General features: G+C 27.4%; 18 protein-coding genes. All 18 read right to left on the bottom strand.

What is annotated here, in order from left to right; genetic code table 4:
- Positions 1-4: 4 nt before the first annotated feature.
- Positions 5-865 carry a peptide chain release factor N(5)-glutamine methyltransferase gene (prmC, locus tag SPM_RS02465; protein WP_004028054.1) on the bottom strand — a complete coding sequence of 287 codons (861 nt, stop codon included), beginning with the start codon at positions 863-865 and terminating at the stop codon, positions 5-7.
- Positions 865-1941: a peptide chain release factor 1 gene (gene prfA / locus SPM_RS02460; RefSeq protein ID WP_004028053.1), complete on the bottom strand. Its 1077-nt coding sequence runs from the start codon at positions 1939-1941 to the stop codon at positions 865-867. Before prfA ends, prmC begins: the two co-directional genes overlap by 1 nt.
- Positions 1942-2046: 105 nt before the next feature.
- Entirely contained in the window at positions 2047-2355 is a 309-nt protein-coding gene (locus tag SPM_RS02455; RefSeq protein WP_004028052.1) for a hypothetical protein, read from the bottom strand.
- 15 nt (positions 2356-2370) lie between these two features.
- The gene (locus tag SPM_RS02450; protein WP_004028051.1) at positions 2371-2955 is read right to left on the bottom strand and encodes a thymidine kinase; all 585 of its coding nucleotides are present in this window, start codon (positions 2953-2955) and stop codon (positions 2371-2373) included.
- Between the two features lie 2 nt (positions 2956-2957).
- Positions 2958-3920, bottom strand: a complete 963-nt coding sequence (locus SPM_RS02445; RefSeq protein ID WP_004028050.1) for a DHH family phosphoesterase — start codon at positions 3918-3920, stop codon at positions 2958-2960.
- 13 nt (positions 3921-3933) lie between these two features.
- Positions 3934-5850, bottom strand: a complete 1917-nt coding sequence (locus SPM_RS02440; RefSeq protein ID WP_004028049.1) for a hypothetical protein — start codon at positions 5848-5850, stop codon at positions 3934-3936.
- Positions 5851-6005: 155 nt separating this feature from the next.
- A complete protein-coding gene (rpmE, locus tag SPM_RS06800) occupies positions 6006-6311 on the bottom strand; it encodes a 50S ribosomal protein L31 (protein ID WP_004028048.1) in 306 nt (101 codons plus the stop codon).
- An 83-nt stretch (positions 6312-6394) separates the two neighbouring features.
- Complete coding sequence (locus SPM_RS02430) at positions 6395-7039, bottom strand: nitroreductase family protein (protein ID WP_004028047.1); 645 nt, start codon at positions 7037-7039, stop codon at positions 6395-6397.
- Positions 7040-7067: 28 nt separating this feature from the next.
- Positions 7068-8408 (bottom strand): FAD-dependent oxidoreductase, encoded by a 1341-nt coding sequence (locus tag SPM_RS02425; RefSeq protein WP_004028046.1) that lies wholly within the window; start codon positions 8406-8408, stop codon positions 7068-7070.
- 74 nt (positions 8409-8482) lie between these two features.
- The gene (locus SPM_RS02420) at positions 8483-10024 is read right to left on the bottom strand and encodes a dicarboxylate/amino acid:cation symporter (protein WP_004028045.1); all 1542 of its coding nucleotides are present in this window, start codon (positions 10022-10024) and stop codon (positions 8483-8485) included.
- 212 nt (positions 10025-10236) lie between these two features.
- The gene (locus SPM_RS02415; RefSeq protein WP_004028044.1) at positions 10237-11982 is read right to left on the bottom strand and encodes a hypothetical protein; all 1746 of its coding nucleotides are present in this window, start codon (positions 11980-11982) and stop codon (positions 10237-10239) included.
- A gap of 45 nt (positions 11983-12027) precedes the next feature.
- Positions 12028-14037: an ABC transporter permease gene (locus tag SPM_RS02410; protein ID WP_004028043.1), complete on the bottom strand. Its 2010-nt coding sequence runs from the start codon at positions 14035-14037 to the stop codon at positions 12028-12030.
- A 93-nt stretch (positions 14038-14130) separates the two neighbouring features.
- On the bottom strand, positions 14131-14355 hold the full coding sequence (gene rpsR, locus SPM_RS02405; RefSeq protein ID WP_004028042.1) for a 30S ribosomal protein S18: 225 nt from the start codon (positions 14353-14355) through the stop codon (positions 14131-14133).
- An 18-nt stretch (positions 14356-14373) separates the two neighbouring features.
- Positions 14374-14808: a single-stranded DNA-binding protein gene (locus SPM_RS02400; protein WP_004028041.1), complete on the bottom strand. Its 435-nt coding sequence runs from the start codon at positions 14806-14808 to the stop codon at positions 14374-14376.
- A 25-nt stretch (positions 14809-14833) separates the two neighbouring features.
- On the bottom strand, positions 14834-15283 hold the full coding sequence (rpsF, locus tag SPM_RS02395) for a 30S ribosomal protein S6 (RefSeq protein WP_004028040.1): 450 nt from the start codon (positions 15281-15283) through the stop codon (positions 14834-14836).
- A 113-nt stretch (positions 15284-15396) separates the two neighbouring features.
- Positions 15397-16083, bottom strand: a complete 687-nt coding sequence (locus tag SPM_RS02390; protein ID WP_004028039.1) for an IspD/TarI family cytidylyltransferase — start codon at positions 16081-16083, stop codon at positions 15397-15399.
- Positions 16084-17088 carry a class-II aminoacyl-tRNA synthetase family protein gene (locus tag SPM_RS02385; RefSeq protein WP_004028038.1) on the bottom strand — a complete coding sequence of 335 codons (1005 nt, stop codon included), beginning with the start codon at positions 17086-17088 and terminating at the stop codon, positions 16084-16086.
- A gap of 8 nt (positions 17089-17096) precedes the next feature.
- Positions 17097-18599 (bottom strand): lysine--tRNA ligase, encoded by a 1503-nt coding sequence (lysS, locus tag SPM_RS02380; RefSeq protein ID WP_004028037.1) that lies wholly within the window; start codon positions 18597-18599, stop codon positions 17097-17099.
- Between the last annotated feature and the right edge of the window lie 11 nt (positions 18600-18610).

Here is an 18610-nt window from a genome sequence, read left to right as displayed (position 1 = left end):
TTTACTACAAAATATTAATAAATAACATTCGTCATTTTTTATTTATATCTTTTTGAAAATAATATTTCTGATTCGGAAAATATTCCTTTACTAATTTTTCTAAATCTTTTTTTTGGTCATAACCATGTTCAAAACATAAAATACCATTTTTTTTAACAACTTTCTGTCAATTTTGAAAAATTTCTCGATAAAAATACAGGCCATCAGCATCACCAAATAAAGCAACATGCGGTTCATAATTTTTAACACGATGACTAATCTTTTGATTATTTGGAATATAAGGTGGATTACAAACTAGAAGATCAGCTTTAATCTTATTTTTAATAAATGGTTCTAGCATATCACCTTCCAATAATTTAACATTTTTGCAATTTAACTGCTTAATATTTCTTTTTGCTACTTTTAATGCTTCAATTGAAATATCACTAGCATAAATTGTTAGATTTGGATTTTCTAAGCCTAAACTAGTTGCAATTGCTCCACTCCCAGTTCCAATGTCAATTAAAGTTAATCGTTTATTACAATTATTAAGAAACATTTCATCAATTATAATATTAATATTATCAACTAATTCTTCTGTTTCATAACGGGGAATTAAAACATTATAATCAACATAAAAATCATATCCATAAAAATTTTGTAAATTAGTAATATGCTGAATTGGTTTTCCATTACGATACGCAATCAACTGTTGTCAATAATCATCAATCTTAAAGTTAATTTTATCATTTTGAATTGCATATAATTTTGCTAACGAAGTTTTCATAAAAAATGCTATTAAAATTTTAATATCGGCAAGATAATTAGCATTATTTGAGTCTTTCAAATAATCTTCTGACTTTTGAATTAATTCATTAACTGTCATTAGTTTCCTTCCATTTTCAATCTCTGTTCTTCATTAATTAATGCTACTACAATTTCGTCTAAATTACCTTCCATAATTTGGTCTAATTTTTGTAGTGTTAAATTAATAAGATGATCGGTAACCCGATTCTGAGGATAATTATATGTTCGAATCTTTTCGCTCCGGTCACCTGTTCCTACTGCATCTTTTCTTAATGTTCCACGTTCTTCATTAATTTTACGTTGTTGTTCTTCATATAACTTACTTCGTAAATGTTGCATTGCTAATGCTTTATTATCATGTTGACTACGACCATCTTGGGAAGTTACAACAACCCCCGTTGGTAAATGCGTAATTCGAACAGCTGAATCAGTTGTATTAACATGTTGTCCCCCTGCTCCTGAAGCACGGTAAGTATCAATTTTTAAATCAGCAGTTTTAATTTCAAAATCAACTTCTTCAATTTCTGGTAAAACAGCAACGGTTGCAGTTGATGTATGTACTCGACCTTTACTTTCTGTTTTTGGAATTCGTTGAACACGATGTGCCCCTGATTCAAATTTCATTTTTGAATAAACACGATCTCCTTTAACCATAAACGAAATTGTAGAAAAACCTCCTGCTTCTGATTCATTTGCTTCAATTAATTCTACTTTTCAATGTTGTTGCTCTGCATATTTTATATACATTCGATATAAATCACCAGCAAAAATATTTCCTTCATCACCACCCGCTGCTCCACGAATTTCAAAAATAACATTTTTATCATCATTAGGATCTTTTGGTAATAATATTACCTTTAATTCTGCTGCAAGTTGTTCTTTTCTTATTTCCGAAGTTTTTAATTCTTCTTTTGCTAATTCAATTAATTCATAATCTTTTTCTGTCTCTAAAATTAATTTTGCTTCATTAATATTATTTAAAACATTTTTATAATTTAAGTATAAAGCAACGGTTTCCTCTAATTGTGCTTGTTCTTTTGCTAAACTAGTTAATTTTTTTACATCATTAACTATTTCTGGTTTCGTTAATTCTTCATTAATTAAATTTCACCGCTTTAACATCGTTTCTAATCGTTCAATTGTTTTTTGATTCATTTGCTTCACCTCTTTTTTAGACACTTAACAATTATAATATATTTTAAATAATAATGATTAATTTAATTCATTATAATAAAAAAAATCATAATAATTAATGATTTTTTATTGATTTGAAATTAATGTTTGAAATTTTGGCAAATTTTTTAATTGGTCAACTAAAGTTAATCGATATTCACAACTTTCAAATGTTTTCTTAATGGGATGTTTATTAATAATTTTTTGACTAATTTTAAAAACATTACCATTAACAATCACATTGTCATTTTCTTTAATTAATAAATCTTCTAAAATAATAATCTTAGAATTAATTGGCAAGTTTTCAACAAAATGACCTTTAATTTTTTTTACATTTTTTGGCTTATTATTTATAACAAAATAAGCTTCAGCATTTAATCCATTTTTTGTTAACATTTTTTTCCTCCTAAATTAATATGTTACTTCATGACAATGACGACAACGAGCTTCATATTTATCCTTTTCACCAATTAAAACAATTGGATCATAATAATTAGCTGGTTTCCCATTAATTAAACGTTGTGTTCTATTTGCTAAATTTCCACATTTAACACAAATTGCATGTAATTTTTTAACCTCTTCTGCTCGTGTCATTAATTGCTCAATATTAGTAAAAGCTTCGCCTCGAAAATCTTTATCTAAACCATTAACAATAACAATAATTCCTTTATCTGCCAAAGAATCAGCAATTTTAACAATATTATTATCAAAAAATTGTACTTCATCAATCCCAACAACATTTGTTGTTGTTTTAAGGTTTGCTAATAACTCATCAGAATCCTTAACTGATATTGCTTCAACTGCTTTTTTACTATGACTAACAACTTGGTTTTCACTATAACGATTATCAATTGTTGGTTTAAAAACTTGAATTTCAAATTTAGCATAACTTAGGCGAACTAAACGACGAATAAACTCCTCAGTTTTTCCAGCAAACATACAACCAGTGATAACTTCTATTCATCCTATTTGAGCTTTACTATTTAAAAAATACATTCTTAACCTCCCATATATTTAATGTTATTTTTAATTACAAAACTTAAGTCTTTTAAAACTTGTTCTAAATCTTCTCACTGATAAATTTTCGCCCCGCTTGCTAACTGATGACCACCACCACAATACTTTTCTGCTACCTTATTAACAATATAAGTATTACTACGAATGCTAAGATTTATATAACCCTCTGCTTTATTTTCAATTGCTCACATTCAAATTTTAAATTCTTTAATATTACTCATAATATTGACTCATGGTTTAACAGTTTCATAACTCATTTTATGCTCTTTTAACATTTCATCAGTTATCTTAACATAACTAATTTCTTTATTATAAATAACTACTTGCGATAACAAATAATTTTTAAAGCGCACATTGACTCATGATTCTTCATATAAATTCTGATAAATTGATTGCAAATCAAAACCTGTAGCAACTAATTGCCCTGCTAACATAAAAGTATTTTGGCAAGTTTTACTATACATAAAACGATTTGAATCTGTTACAATTCCAGTAAAAATTAATCTAGCTGCTTCTGGCGTTACCGTTAATTTTGATGTTAAAACCAATTCAGCAATCATTTCTGAAACCGCAATTTTAGTTTCATCAATTCATTGTATATCACCAAATGGTGTAACATTAGGATGATGATCAATTTTAATAATTTCTTTTGCTTGCTGCCAATATTTACTATCAATTCGTTCAATGTTCGCTGTATCAGTTACGATTACTAATGCATCTTGATAATCTTCTACTTGCACAAGATCAGGTGTTGCTAAGAAAGCTAAAAAATCATTTGTTGCACCATCAACTAATACTCTCTTATTTGGAAAATTATCTTTAATGAATTGTGCTAATCCAAATGCTGAACCATATGCATCACCATCTGGTGAAATATGGCGTAAACAAATAATTGTTTTATAATCTTTAATTTTTTGTAAAATAAGCCCTTTTAAATCTTGCATTTGTTTTCCTCACTTATATGTTAGCAACTAAGTTACTGTTAACTTTATCATAAACTAATAATGCATTCTTTTCAAAATATATTGTCGTTGTTTTTTTTAAATTTAGTTCTTTTTCTGATACTAAAATTTTAAAAATAACATCATTATTAACTTCAAAAAAACAAACAATTGATTTAACAACTTTTTTAATCGACTTAACATGTCCTTTATATGCTAAATGTAAGTCTTTGTTAAATTCTTTTGTCTTCTGAAATGAAATTAAATTTGGATTAATTGCTAAAAAATATTCTTTTTGATCAATTAATTTAGTTCCTTTAGGTAATTTAATTTTAATTTGCTCATTTTCTAAAACATTTTCTGCTGCAGAATATTTCATACTAAAAATGTTTTCTGAACTATTATACATTATTTGATATAAATTAATTGTGTTAGGTAAAAATTCAGCATGATTTTTTGACATTAATTTGTAATTATTATCCTTATCAAAAAATAATAATTTTGTAACATAATTTTTAATATTTTCAATATTCTTTGTTAAAACTAAAAAAGTTAACTGCGGATTATAGTTTTTTAAACTAAGTAAAATTTCATTTAATTCATTTGCTTCATTATGAGTTAAATTGTCAAAAGTATTATGTAAAATAATTAATTCTTTCTTACTTAAAATGGCATTAATTAATCTGATTTTAGTATGATCAAAACTACTTAAGTTTTTAGTAAGTTTAAATCAATTCATTTTAATATTTAAACTACTCATTAATTTTTTAACTTCTTCAAAAGCTTGATTATAAACTGTCACAACTTTTTCATTTGCTTCTTCAATGGCAAGTGAATTATCTTTTTCTTGAGTTTGTAATGTATTATTTAATAATTCTAAATGATATTTATGAAAATATTCTAAAACTTTTCCTTTGATAATTGTTGCTTCATCTGGTAATAAATTTGCAATTAATTGTTCTTGTTTTTGATTATAGTTAAATCATTGATCTTCTGATAATTTTGTTCAAGTAATTATATTTGTAGAATTACTTTTATTTAAAATTCCTTTAATAACACTCTTATGTTTGCCATCCTTTTTTATAACATTAAGACGATATTTTTTTAATGCTTTTCGTGCTTTAATTAATAGATACCGTTCATATGTAATTTCAGTCTGCAATATTTTTAAATACTTTTCACAAACTAATTTTGCCCCAATAAAACCAAAACTTTTATCTTTACGTTTTCTTTTTTTAGCAATATCATAGCAATCACACAAATAATCTAAGTCAGAAATATAATAGATTTTATCTCATAAAGCTTGTAAAAATGCAAGATAACCTTCATATACACGAATTTCTTCTCTTTTGTATGTATAAGTATGTAAACTTTGAATTAAAATTGAATCTTTATCATCATCTAAAATTTTACTAATTTCTTTTTTATGGAATTCACTAATTTGAGTTAAATAAGTCTCTATTCATTCTTCTTTAATATGAATTGAATTAGTAAAATATTCATTAATAATTTTATCTGTTTTTAATATTAAATCTTGTTTATTCAAATCATTACCGATAAAAACTAAATTTTTATAAAAATATTTATTTTTGTTATATTTTAATGAACTATCATGTAAAAACTTTGGAGTTTTTAAAATATGATAAGCAAGACGTAATTTTGTTGGTAAAAAAGCTAATCTTAATGGTCCTGGTGACACATAACCAATTTTTCGTTCTTTTGGTAGTAAAGTTGTAATATTCCTATTGTTTAAATAAATCTTTCCACTACGTGGTTTTTTCTTTCCCAATAACAATTTTAAAAAATATAGTTGTGAAAACTTATTTTCAAAATGAGCCCCCAAAACTTCTTGACTATTAACACTAAAATTTAAATCATTAAAAATAACTTTTTTATATCGTTTATACTTTAAATTATTAATTTTCAATCCCATTAAAATATCACGCTCCCAATTAATTTTATTATACCCAAATAAAAATAATAAAAAATAGTTATTGTTAAGTTAAACTTACATTTATTCTAATTTAATAAAATTACATTACAAAATATCAAAAAAACCTTTATCTTGAAAAGATAAAGGTTTACCAATTATTCTGCTTTTTGGTCATCAGATTTTGGTTTAACTGTTTTTTTGTTAAGTTCTTTTTGTGCTTTTGATGCTTTTTCTGCTTGTTTTACTAACTCTTCTTTTTTATTAAATTTAGATTTAAATCGTTCAACACGTCCAGCTGCATTAGCAAACTGTTGACTACCTGTATAGAAGGGATGGCATGAAGAACAAGTATCAACTTTTAATTCTTCTCCTTTAGTAGAACCACTCATGTATTCTGTTCCACAAGTTGTACACATAATTTTAGTATCAAAATATTTTGGATGGATTCCTTCTCTTGCCATATAACTCACCTCACTTTTAATAATATGACTGCATATTATTTGCACGTAAATAATGATAACACATATTTAAATAAAAACAAAGATTATTTAATAATCTTTGCAAATTCATTAAAATCAATTCTAACACGTGGCATTGTTGCTTTATCATCATCTTCATCATAGTATCCTAAGGCTAAAACTAAAACTGTATGATGCTTTTCTTGATCAAACGAACAATGTTTTGCTAATAATTCATCACATTTTTTTGCATTAAAGCCACCCATGATAGTAGTTCCTATTTTTAAATCAGCAGCTTGAATTGTAATAAAACTAGTTACAATATGGGCTTGTTCTGAAACAAATGCAAAAAGATGTTCTTTTTGTTGTAAAAAAGTTTGATATTTTTTAATTGTCTTTTCTAACTCATCTGCTTGATTAATAACCCGTTTTAGTCGTTTTGTTAAAAATTCAGTTGAAACTAAATAAGATGGATTAATACCCGTAATAAGCATTATACAACTAGCATTTTTCACTTTTTCTTGATTTCATCCGAGCATTGCTTCATCAGCAAATTTGTTTTTTAATTCTTGATTTGTAATACTAACAACATTAGTCACTTCAATTCCTAATGAACAAGGTGCTAAGCGCCCTGCTTCAAGTATTACTGTTAAATCTTCATAATTAATTACTTTTTCACTATTATATTTTTTAACAGTTTTCCGTCAATTAATTGCATTTTTTACTGTCATTTAATATTATTATCTCCTTTAATTTTTATTACTCATTAATTTTTGCTAAAGCAACGTTTAATACATCAACACTTTTTGCAAAAGGAGGTGAATATGGTAAATCTAAATATTCAATTTCACCAATTTTAGTTTTTGTCCAAATAATTGGAATTAAAGCATTGATTCTTAAACTAGCCTTATTATAACCAAAAATTTGTGCTCCAACAATAATCCTATTTTTTTGGTCATAAATTATTTTAATTGTTACTGGCTTAGCATCAGCAACATAGTGTGTGTGATCTGTCCCATTTACAACAATCTCTTTGGCATTAAAACCATTTAAAATTGCCTGTTCTTTTGTATATCCTGTTCGAGCAATTTCACTTTCAAAAACCTGCATAATACTTGTTCCAATTGCTCCAGGAAAATGGTCCTTCTTTCCTGCTAAAATATTACCGAGAACCTTGCCATTTTTGGCTGCAATTGTTGCTAATGACATATAACTTAATTTATTATCAATAATATTTTTTGTCATCACACAATCACCTACAGCATAAACATCTTTAATATTTGTTTCAAATTGGCTGTTCACTAAAATTGCTCCAAATTCATTCATTTTTAAATCTGTTGTTTTCAAAAACTTAGTTGCCGGCACAACTCCAATTGCAACTAATACTAAATCTGTTGCAATTTCTTCTTGTGGTGATAATTTAATTTTTGTTACCTTATTATTTTCAACAACAAACTCCGTTACTTTGGTATTTGTTTTAACTTTAATTCCTTTTTTTTCTAAATCATTGACTAATAATTGTGCCATATCTTCATCAAGTAACTTTCGTGAAATTCATTTATCAGCTTCAATTAATGTAATTCTTTTTCTTGCCAAGCCAAAACTTTCACAAAATTCTAGTCCAATAAATCCTCCACCAATAATAGTAACATTTTTTACTTTTTTTAAACGCGAACGTAATTCAACTGCTGCTTCTAATGTTGTTCCTGTAAAAACATTTGTAGCATTTTCTCCTGCTAAATTTAGACGACGTGGTGTTGCTCCAACACTAATAATTAATTTGTCATAATTATCAATAAATTCTTGGTTTGTATTATAGTTAATTCCATAAATAGTTTTTGTTTTAAAATCAACGCGTGTTACTTCGCAACTAGTTTTAACAAGAATCCCATTATTTTGAAATTCTTCAACAGTTCGTGCAATCATTCTTTCAGCATTGTCAAAATGTTTTCCAACATAATAAGGGATTCCACAAGCTCCTAATGATGGGTATTGAAACTTTTGGTAAGCAATAATTTCAACATCATTTTTTAACATCCGTTTTAATTTACTTGCTGCTGTCATTCCAGCTGTTGAACCACCTATTACTATTACTTTCATATTTTTCAACTCACTTTCTTCTATAGTAATATTATAACCTTAGATTACTAAAATAAAAATAAAGGACTCCGCCTTTATTCTTGTTTTTTCTTTTTTTCCCGATTTCGTTTTCTTCGCAATCTTGATCATTTAAAAAGAATTAAGTCTTCATTTTCTAATGAATTAGTTAACCGAGCCGCAATTGTTGTTGCTTGTAGCCCCCCAGCAACATTGACGCTTGTTCGTCCCATATCAAATAGGCCATCTAGGGCCCCAATAATTGCATAAACTGGCACATATAAAGTTCCTAAACCAATTCCTCCTAAAACACCAGCAGTAACAACACTAGCTGTTCCTGGCACACCAGCAATTCCTAACGAAGCTACAACTACTACCAATAAAACAATAAAGAAATTAGCAACAGTTAAATCATATAAACCAGCTGTTGAAATAAAAGAAACAATAATCCCTGCTTGTACACCTGCACAACCAGTTAAACCCATCGTTGTGGTTAAAGGAGCGGATATCCCGACAAGATTTTCTTTTACTTTCATATCATCTTTTAAAACTTCCATTGTTAAGGGTAATGTTGCATTAGAAGATTGAGTTGTAAACCCTTGAATTACCGGCTTGATAGCAAACTTCCATCATTTAAATGGATTTACTCCTGACAATGTTAATAACAATGAATGCCAAATTAAAGCAATTATTAAACATAAGTACCCAACTCCAACAACAATTCCAATCTGTGCTAAGTATCCAATTGGTCGCGAAATAATAGCATAAGTAATCATTGACATTACAGCATATGGCATTAATTTAATAATAAACATTAAACATGACATAATAATTGTTCATCAACGGTCAAAACCATCACGAATCTTTTGCATATCTTCTGGATGTCGCTTAGTTGATTTCTTAACAGCTAACCCAATTAAACCAGCAATTACCATTACAGGAAGAATTGTTCCTAAAAGAAATGGCTGGACAAAATTAGAAGGCACATAATTCCAAATAATTTCTGGCAATGGCTTTGATGCATCCTTATCATAACTTCCGCTTCCTGAAATTGTAAAGCCATTACCAATATTAAATGCAATCCCAATAAATAATGAAATAATAAACATTGCTGCAACATTTAATAATAAAATAGTAATTGTAATAATAGTTCCTCTTCGCGAAGATACATCTTTTCCTGGTTTTGAAACAGCTCTTGCAATTGCTAAAAATACAACAGGAACAGTCATCAATAAAATTGCATTTAAGAAAATCATTCTAAATAAATTAACTCAAATTGAAAACTCATGTACTCATAAAACATAAATATTATTTGGAATAGTTTTTCCCGAATCATTTGGATCTGGAATCACTGGATTAATCATTGATCCTGATGGTTCAGTTGTATTATATGGGAAACCATTAATTGCTTGAATAGTAATTCCAAAAATTAAACCAATTGCTAATCCTAATAAAACGCGAAAAATAAATCGCATTTTTGTTTTTTTAATTCAAAATCATAATAAAACCATTATTCCAAAGAAAATAAGGATGCTAACAAGTGATTGTCAAGTTGAAATTGATAAAAAATCATGCAATGGATTATTATTGCCTGAACTAAATAATAAATTGAAATACATTTGGAATATCCTTTCTTAGAAGAAATTGATAGTTTAAGAATACATTTAAAACTATCATCAATAAGAAAAAATACAATATTTAATATTTTAAAAATAAAATTAATTATTTATGTTGTTTTTTTATTTTCTTCTTCTGTTGTTTTGTTGCTAATTGTGCAAAAACCTCTGTTTTTATTAAAGTTTGTTCTTCTTTTGTCAAGTAATTTAATGTACTAGTATTTTTTTTTATAATCTTTAATACTATCAATTTGATTCATTGCTTGATAAATTACTTTTATCTTGAATGTTCCATATTTTATTTTTAAAAAACGATAATAGGTTCCTACTAATCCTAGTATAGCAAAAATAATAACTCAAATAAATAAAATTGCCATATTTTTAATAATTTCAGTTTGATATTCACTAATTCCTACAATTGTTGGAGATGATAAACCATATATTATTGTACCAATATTATGTAATCCATAACGGAATGGTGTTATATAGGATAAAATATCAAAGAATTTTCCTTGCATAAAGGATGGGAAAGTCCCTCAACCTGCTGATAAATTAATAATTAAATAAACAACAGCAATAAAACGCGCCAACATTTCATCAGGAACTGCTAATCAAATTGAACAAATAATAATATTGAAAATTGAGCCTAAAAATAAGAGTCATAACCATAGTCAAGCATAAACTGGTCCAATTTGACCGAACCCTAAGATTAATAAGGAAAGCATCATTAATGTCACTTGAATCCAAGATGTTAATAACATTAATAACAATTTACTAAAATAGTGTTGATAAAACAAAGTATTTTTAGTTCTTCCTTTACGGTCATACACAAATGTTTGTGTTAAAGAACCAACTCAAATACCAATTAACATAAATAATTCACCCAAACCAATTCCATACTGGTTATATTCATGACCTTGCACATTATATGGAATATCAATTATGCTACCAATATCTTTTAAATGTTTCCCTAACTCATCACTATTCGCAAAATATTTTTCTTTGCTAACAACATTTTCTGCACCAAAAATAAATGAAAGCATTTTCCCCTTTACAATTCCATAAACCTTTAATAAGGAATTAATAATTTTTCCTTGTTCTGTAGTTAGTTTCCCTTCTGTTACTAATTTATTTGTTTCATCTATTAAATTTTTTGTATTAATTTTTTGAATATATTCTTGATAAACAGAACGATCAACTGAACCATCCGGGTTAGCTAAAATTGTATAAAGCATCGGTAAAATTAATTGCGGAACTGCTTCGCGAACAAAACTTTCTCGCAAATTTGTAAATGTTGTTGCAAAATAACCAATTAAAAAATTTTGTTTATAAGTAGCCCAAAGGTTAATTGGATTATTTATTATTCAAGTAATATCTGTCAAAAACTGATCAGCATCTAAAACACCGCTACCAATGTTGCGTAAAATACTAATTAAATGACTTGAATAATGTTCTGGAATTTGTAATTGTACTCAATATTTATCAATCGGATTAAAATCAGTTGCTTCATTTTTCAAATAATTTAATTTTAAAGTAATACTACTAATGTTAATTTGAACATTATTATTTTCCTTATCATAATAATGTGGTCCCACAATCGCATTATCACTAATACTTGTATAACGGGCAATCTCATTTTCTTTAACCGTTGCTAAACAAGTCGCCTCATCTTTTGTTGTTAAATAACGAACTTCTGTTGCATTAGCAATTGATTGATCCTTATCATTTTTAGGTTTATAAATCACACATAAATTAGCATCACGATTAACAATTGCCATTGGAATTTGGTCAGTTTTAAGAAATGGATTTCAAAAAGCCCAAACACAAAAGAAACCATACAAAAATGGCACAATACAAATTGCAATAAATTTTATAATGCGAGTTTTATCTTTAGCTGTTTGTTGATGCCATTCTTTTTTAAAAATTTCTTTAAAAGTTGGTAATTTTTTTTTGGTATCCATAACTGTTCTCCTTAATTATCTTTACATAATACTATCTCGATCTGTTTATTCTATTTCAACAGTAAAGGTTTTTGCTTTAATTTTTTTAATTCGATATAAATATTTTGGATCTTTTGTTGCTTCAAATTTTGTTTGCATTTTGTCAATCTTTTTAAGTTGCTGCTTTTCAAAAATATTTTGTTGGTCAATTAAAATCTGTTTTTTTATTCCTTCAACTTCTTGATCTGATAATTTTCTTAAAGTTTGATTAATATTTCTCTGAATTGGAATATTTTTTTCTAATAAAACAGTTTGTAAAGCTTTTAGTTTGAAAGTTCCGTATAATTCTTTTTGTCGTCATAAATAAGTTAACCCTAAACTAATTATTAATAGTATTGGAATCCAAATTAATAAAATGCCAGTATTTTGTAAAATTTCAGTTTGATATTGTGCTAAAGAGCCTTCACCTGTTCCAATTCCATAAATAATATTACCCATTCCATGAATTGCATATTTAAACGGTGTAATAAATGAAATAAAATGGAAGAACGTTGCTTGCATAAAGGCTGGGAAAGTCCCTCAACCTGCTGTTAAATTTAAAATTAAATAAATAACAATTAAATATTTTCCAACATCCCCATCAGCAGGAGCAAATCATATTGCATGTTCAATGATAGTAAAAATAATACTACAAAATAATAATCAAACATACAATAAACCAAAACTAATTCCCAAACGACTATAACCTAATGCCGCTAATGAAAGCGCAAGAATTGTGGTTTGAAGTACTGTTGTAATTAACATTAATAATAATTTTGAAAAATAGTGCTGATATCAACGGGCTCGTTTTGTTCGACAAGTACGGTCAAAAATAAATGTTTGCATTAAAACTCCAACTCACATTGCAATTGCCATAAAAAATTCACCTAAGCCAATTCCATATTCACCATATTGATAACCTTGAATATGAACTGGAATTTGAAAAATTGATGAATTTAAATTTGCTCAATCACGAATTACTTGCTGAGCTTTTGCACTATATCTTGGTCAAGTTACATGTTCATCCAAATTAGGAAAAATCTCACGAACAAAACCATCAATAAATTGTTTTCCTTCGCTTTCAATTCATTCTAATGTTTTTTTAATAATTTCATAATATTGTGAATGATTTTTCTCAACATAGTCTAAGATTATTTTTCCAATCGGAGTATTAGGACCAATAATTAATAAAATTTTTTCTAAATAATTGCTAAAATCACGGCCAGTTAAATAATATGTATTCGTTGATTCATCTCATTGCGCAAAAGCTCAAAACATTGAAGTGCCTAATGTTTCTGGCAAGGCAGAATGAACCAAAGCAGTTTTAATTTGAGTAAAAGTATATAACACTTGTCCAGCTAAAAAATTTTGTTTATATGTTGATCAAAACTGAGGAATATTTTCCATTAAATATTCTAAACTTTTAATAACTTCTGTTGGACTATGATTACCAATTGCACGCATTAATTTAAAAATATTCTCTGTAAAACCACTATTAACTTGTAATTGAGCTCAATATTTGTCAACTGGTTTAAAAGTAGTTTCATTACCATGCAAATAGTTTAATTTAATAGTCATACCGTTTTGTTCTAATTCTAATGCTTTTGTATTAGCATTATAAAACTTATTATTTGTAACAGATAAATTCACCATACTATCATAACGATATTGCAGTTTATAAAGAGCTTTATCAATTTTTTTATTATTTTCAAATCATTCTTGGGCTTTTTCTTGACAAACTGCTAATGTACTAGAATTAAAATATTCAACAGCTGGTGAAGTTAATAAGTTATTTTCATCAGTTCCTTTTTTCTGAACAACATAGGCAATACAAGGTGGTCTATCATTATCAACAATTGCCATCGGGATATTACCAATTTTTGTTAATGGATTTCAAAAAGCCCAGCAACAAATAAAACCATACAAAAAAGGCACAAAGCAAATTAGCATATACTTAATTATTTGTAGTCGATTTTTTGCTATTTTTTCTTTTGCCTCTGTTCTGAAAACATTAATAAATCTTGGACTTTGTTTCATAATGTCATCCCTTAACTTTTTTTAGTGCCTAGATATATATCATATTAATTCTACACGAAAAAAGAAAAAATACTCACAAAAGTAAGTATTTTTTTAATCAATAACAAATGGTAATAAAGCCATTTGACGAGCTCTTTTAATTGCTGTTGCTAACATTCTTTGGTTTTTAGCAGTTGTTCCCGTCACTCGTTTTGGTAAAATTTGACCATTACCAGAAATAAATTTTTTTAATAATTCAACATCTTTATAATCAATGTATGTTATTTTATTTTTTGTAAAATAACATTGTTTTTTAAAACGTTTAAATTTTGGATTCATTTTTACTTTCCTTTCTTTTTAATCTCATAAAATTGCATCATCGCCATCAAAAGTAATATTATTATCATCTTGTGGTTCTGATTGTTCAAAAGTTGTGTTATTAAAATCATTAGCAATTGGCATTGATGGACTACCAATGTTAGCACCAGCCCCTTTTGAATCTAAAAAAGAAACTATATCAGCAATTACTTGAACAATTGTTGTAACTTGACCATTAACATTATCAGTTCTCGTTTGCAAACGTCCATCTAATGCAATTAATGATCCTTTTTTTAAATAACGGGCCATATTTTCTGCCGTTTTATTCCAAGCAAAACATGGAATAAACGAAGCTTGGTTATTAAAATTATTATTTACTGCTAATGTGAAAGCAACAAATGGTTTACTATTAACAGAATTTTTTAATTCTAAATCACGGGTTAGTCTTCCTACTAATGAAACTCGATTTAACATAACTCTTGCACGATCCTAATTTTTCTTATTCTTTTGTTTCAGTTGGTTCATTTTCTGGTTTTGTTTCTTCACCTTCTGAACGTTGTTCATGACGTTTATAATCAGGTTTTCTATTCCCTGGTTTACGATCACGGTCTGGTTTATCATTCTTAACTTCTGTTTTTGCATAAACAGTTGATTGAATATATCCTTTTTCTTTTTCTGTATTAATTACTAGAATTCGTAATACATCTTGTTCAATATGACTAATTCGAACAAATTCATCAATATTTACTGATGTTGTATTAACAATTAATACTCCATAATATCCTTTTGTTTTCTTTTTAATTGGATATACTAAGTCCTTAATTCCTCATTTACCGTGTTCTTCTATTTTTCCCCCATTAGCTTCTAAAATTTGGTGTAATTTACTTTCTAATTCATCTAAATTAGTTGCTTCGGGATTTAATATATACATAATTTCATATTTACGCATTTTATTTTCCTCCTTTTGGTCTAGGTCCTATTCGGACAAGGAGCTAATAATTATAATTCAAGCATTATTAACTCTCCAATTATTATACCTTATATTTCCTTCAATTGTAAGAGTTATTTTATTAATTTTAATAATTTTAAATCATCAGCATAAGTTAATTTAATGTTTTGTTTTTCACCATAAATTGTATGAATTTTTGTTTTTGGTGAAAACAACTCTACTAAATAACTATCATCATAAATTATTGTTTTATTTTTCGTCTGGAAATATGCTTCATAAACTTGATATAATAATTCTGCCTTAAAAATTTGTGGAGTTTGAGTTGTAAAATATTCTTCTCGTGGTAATGTTTTTTCAACAAAATTATTTTTAACCTTTTTAAGGGTTTCTGTAATTGGCAAAATTGGAACTAACACTTCATAATTTTGTGACTGAAAAACTTGATTTAATTGATTAATAAAAGTTAAGCTCGTAAAACAACGGACACCATCATGAATCATTATAATATCATTACTAATTTTATGATTAATTAAACATTGATAAATTGTATCAACTCGTTCTGCTCCGCCCATAATAAATTGCACATTCTTTGCTTGATAATTTTTTTTCAATAAAAAAGTTAAAGTTTCTTCGCTAACACCAACAATAATTTCAGTACAAAGTGGATCGTTTAAAAATAACATTAATGTTTGCTCAATAATAGTTTGTTTATTATTAAGTTGATATAACAACTTATTGTCCTTTTGATTAAAACGTGATGACTTTCCCGCTGCAACAATAATTACCGTATAATTTTTCATTTATAAAATTTCAATTCCATTTTTCTTAACATATTCTAAAAAATCATCACTTCAAACCGAAGCAATAACTTCACCAATATGTTGTTTTTCTAACAAGAATAAATCTAATTGTGACTTAAAAAGTCCAAACGAAAGTGTAACTGGCAAGTCATTTGTTGCTACTTTTGCATCATATTCTGTTCTTAATTTACTTGTTTCTTTTGTTACTGCTAATTGGTTTTTTAAAACATCACGATTAACAGTAGCAGCACAATAACCAATACAAATAGCTTTTTCTAACACAAAATCATAAACAAAAATTTTCGCATAGAGTTCCCAATTAAAAACATCTTGCGATTCACTAATTTCAATTGTATTATTAGTAATACTATTTTTTAAACCATATAAAATTGTAGCACCATTTTCTCTTGTATATCGATTCAAACGTTCCTGATAACTTAATAATCGCATTGCTTTTTGCAATTCAATTTGACTTGTTCAATTTAATTTTTTCTTAAATTTTTTATTTAATTGCGGAAATTTTAATAATAAAATATCTTCTACATCACTAATAATATTCGTTGCTCTATCAATTGTTTCTTTAATTTTTAATAATGTAATGTCTTTTTCTTCCAATAATAAATCAAATCCAATTTCGCTAAAACTTACTGCTTGGCTATTTGATTGCTTAATGTCACGACGTAAAACCATTGCTGTTGTTAAAATTCCTTCGTTTTCTAACAATTCATATTGTTTAATTGCATTTCGTCGTCATTTATTATGTGACTGAAATATTTCACCAGTTAAATTAGTTGGTGAAATATCAAAATCAATTGGTCGTTCTGTCATTTGAAAATCATCGTTAAGTCCTTTTTCTTCTGTAGTAATTAAAGGTGCATCAACTTTTAATAAATTAAATTGAATAATAAAACGACGAACTAATTCACGTTTAATTAGACTAATTGCTTCTACTGTTTCACGTAATGTTAAAATTGAACTATAACCAATTTCAATACCAAATGCCATACAATCACCTATTTTCCTCTTGGCCGCATGTGGGGGAATAATAATACATCTTTAATCGAATCTTGTCCTGTTAATAACATAACTAAGCGATCAATTCCAATTCCTAATCCACCTGTTGGTGGCATTCCATATTCCAATGCTTCAATAAAATCAATATCTAATTCTTGTGCTTCATCATTCCCATTATCCCGTTCTGCTAATTGACTAACAAAACGATCATATTGTTCAACTGGATTATTTAATTCTGAATAAGCATTTGCATATTCGCGCCCTTTAATAAATAATTCAAATCGATCAGTAAATCTTGGGTCTTCTGCATTTGTTTTTGCCAAGGGAGAAACTTCAACAGGATGACCATAAATAAATGTTGGTTGAATTAATTTATCTTCCACAAATTCTTCAAAAAATAAATTAATAATATGTCCAACAGAAGTATGAAATTTTTCAATTGGTACTTTTTTTTCTTTTGCAATTTTCTTTGCTTCAGCAAAAGTCATTGGTTTTCAAAAATCAATTCCTACTAACTCTTTAATTGCATCAACCATATGTCAACGTTTTCATGGCTGTTGAAATGAAATCATTACTCCATCATATTCTGTTTCATTTTTATTTAAAATGTTTTTCGCAATGTAGCAAATAGTATCCTCTGTTAATTGCATCATAAAATTCATATCTTGATATGCAACATAAATTTCAACTGTTGTAAACTCTGGATTATGGCGTGTGTCCATTCCTTCATTTCTAAATAATCGTCCTATTTCATAAACTCCTTCAAAACCACCAACAATTAACCGTTTTAGGGGTAATTCTGTTGCTACTCGTAAATAAAAATCCATATCTAATGTATTATGATGAGTTACAAATGGTTTTGCCGCTGCGCCACCATGAATAGGCTGTAAAACAGGTGTCTCAACTTCTAAATATCCTTTACTATTAAAAAAATCTCGCATTAAAGCAATAATCTTACTACGCTTAATAAAAATATCTTTTGTTTCTGTTGATGTAATTAAATCAACATAACGACGACGATATTTTTCTTCAATATCAGTCATTCCATGATATTTATCAGGCAATGCACGTAATGCTTTTGCTAATAAAACAAATTCTTTAACTCGCACTGTTAACTCTCCAGTGTTTGTTTTCATCATTATTCCAGTAACCCCAATAATATCTCCCAAATCAAAATTAATAAATTCTTGATATTTTTCATCACCAACTTCATCATTTCGAACATAAATTTGAAAAATTCCATTTTGATCTTGTAATGTTGCAAAACTAGCTTTTCCTGCTTCTCGAAATGTTTTAATTCGACCCGCAATTTTAACTGTCATATTATCACTACTTGTGGCTAATGTCTCTTTTGATAAATGATTAAATTGTTCATTAAGTTCTTTACTCGTATGTGTTCGGTCAAACTTGGCAATTATAAAAGGATTATGTCCATCACTAACCAACTTTTTTAACTTATCACGTCTAATTTGCTCTTGCTCTGTAAAATTACGTTTCTCCATTTTAATTCTCC

Origin of the sequence: Spiroplasma melliferum KC3 (assembly GCF_000236085.2) — a bacterium.
Classification (GTDB): Bacteria; Bacillota_I; Bacilli_A; order Mycoplasmatales; family Mycoplasmataceae; genus Spiroplasma; species Spiroplasma melliferum.
The sequence above is the reverse complement of the archived record's forward strand: the minus strand, read 5'-3'. Positions and strand labels throughout refer to the sequence as shown.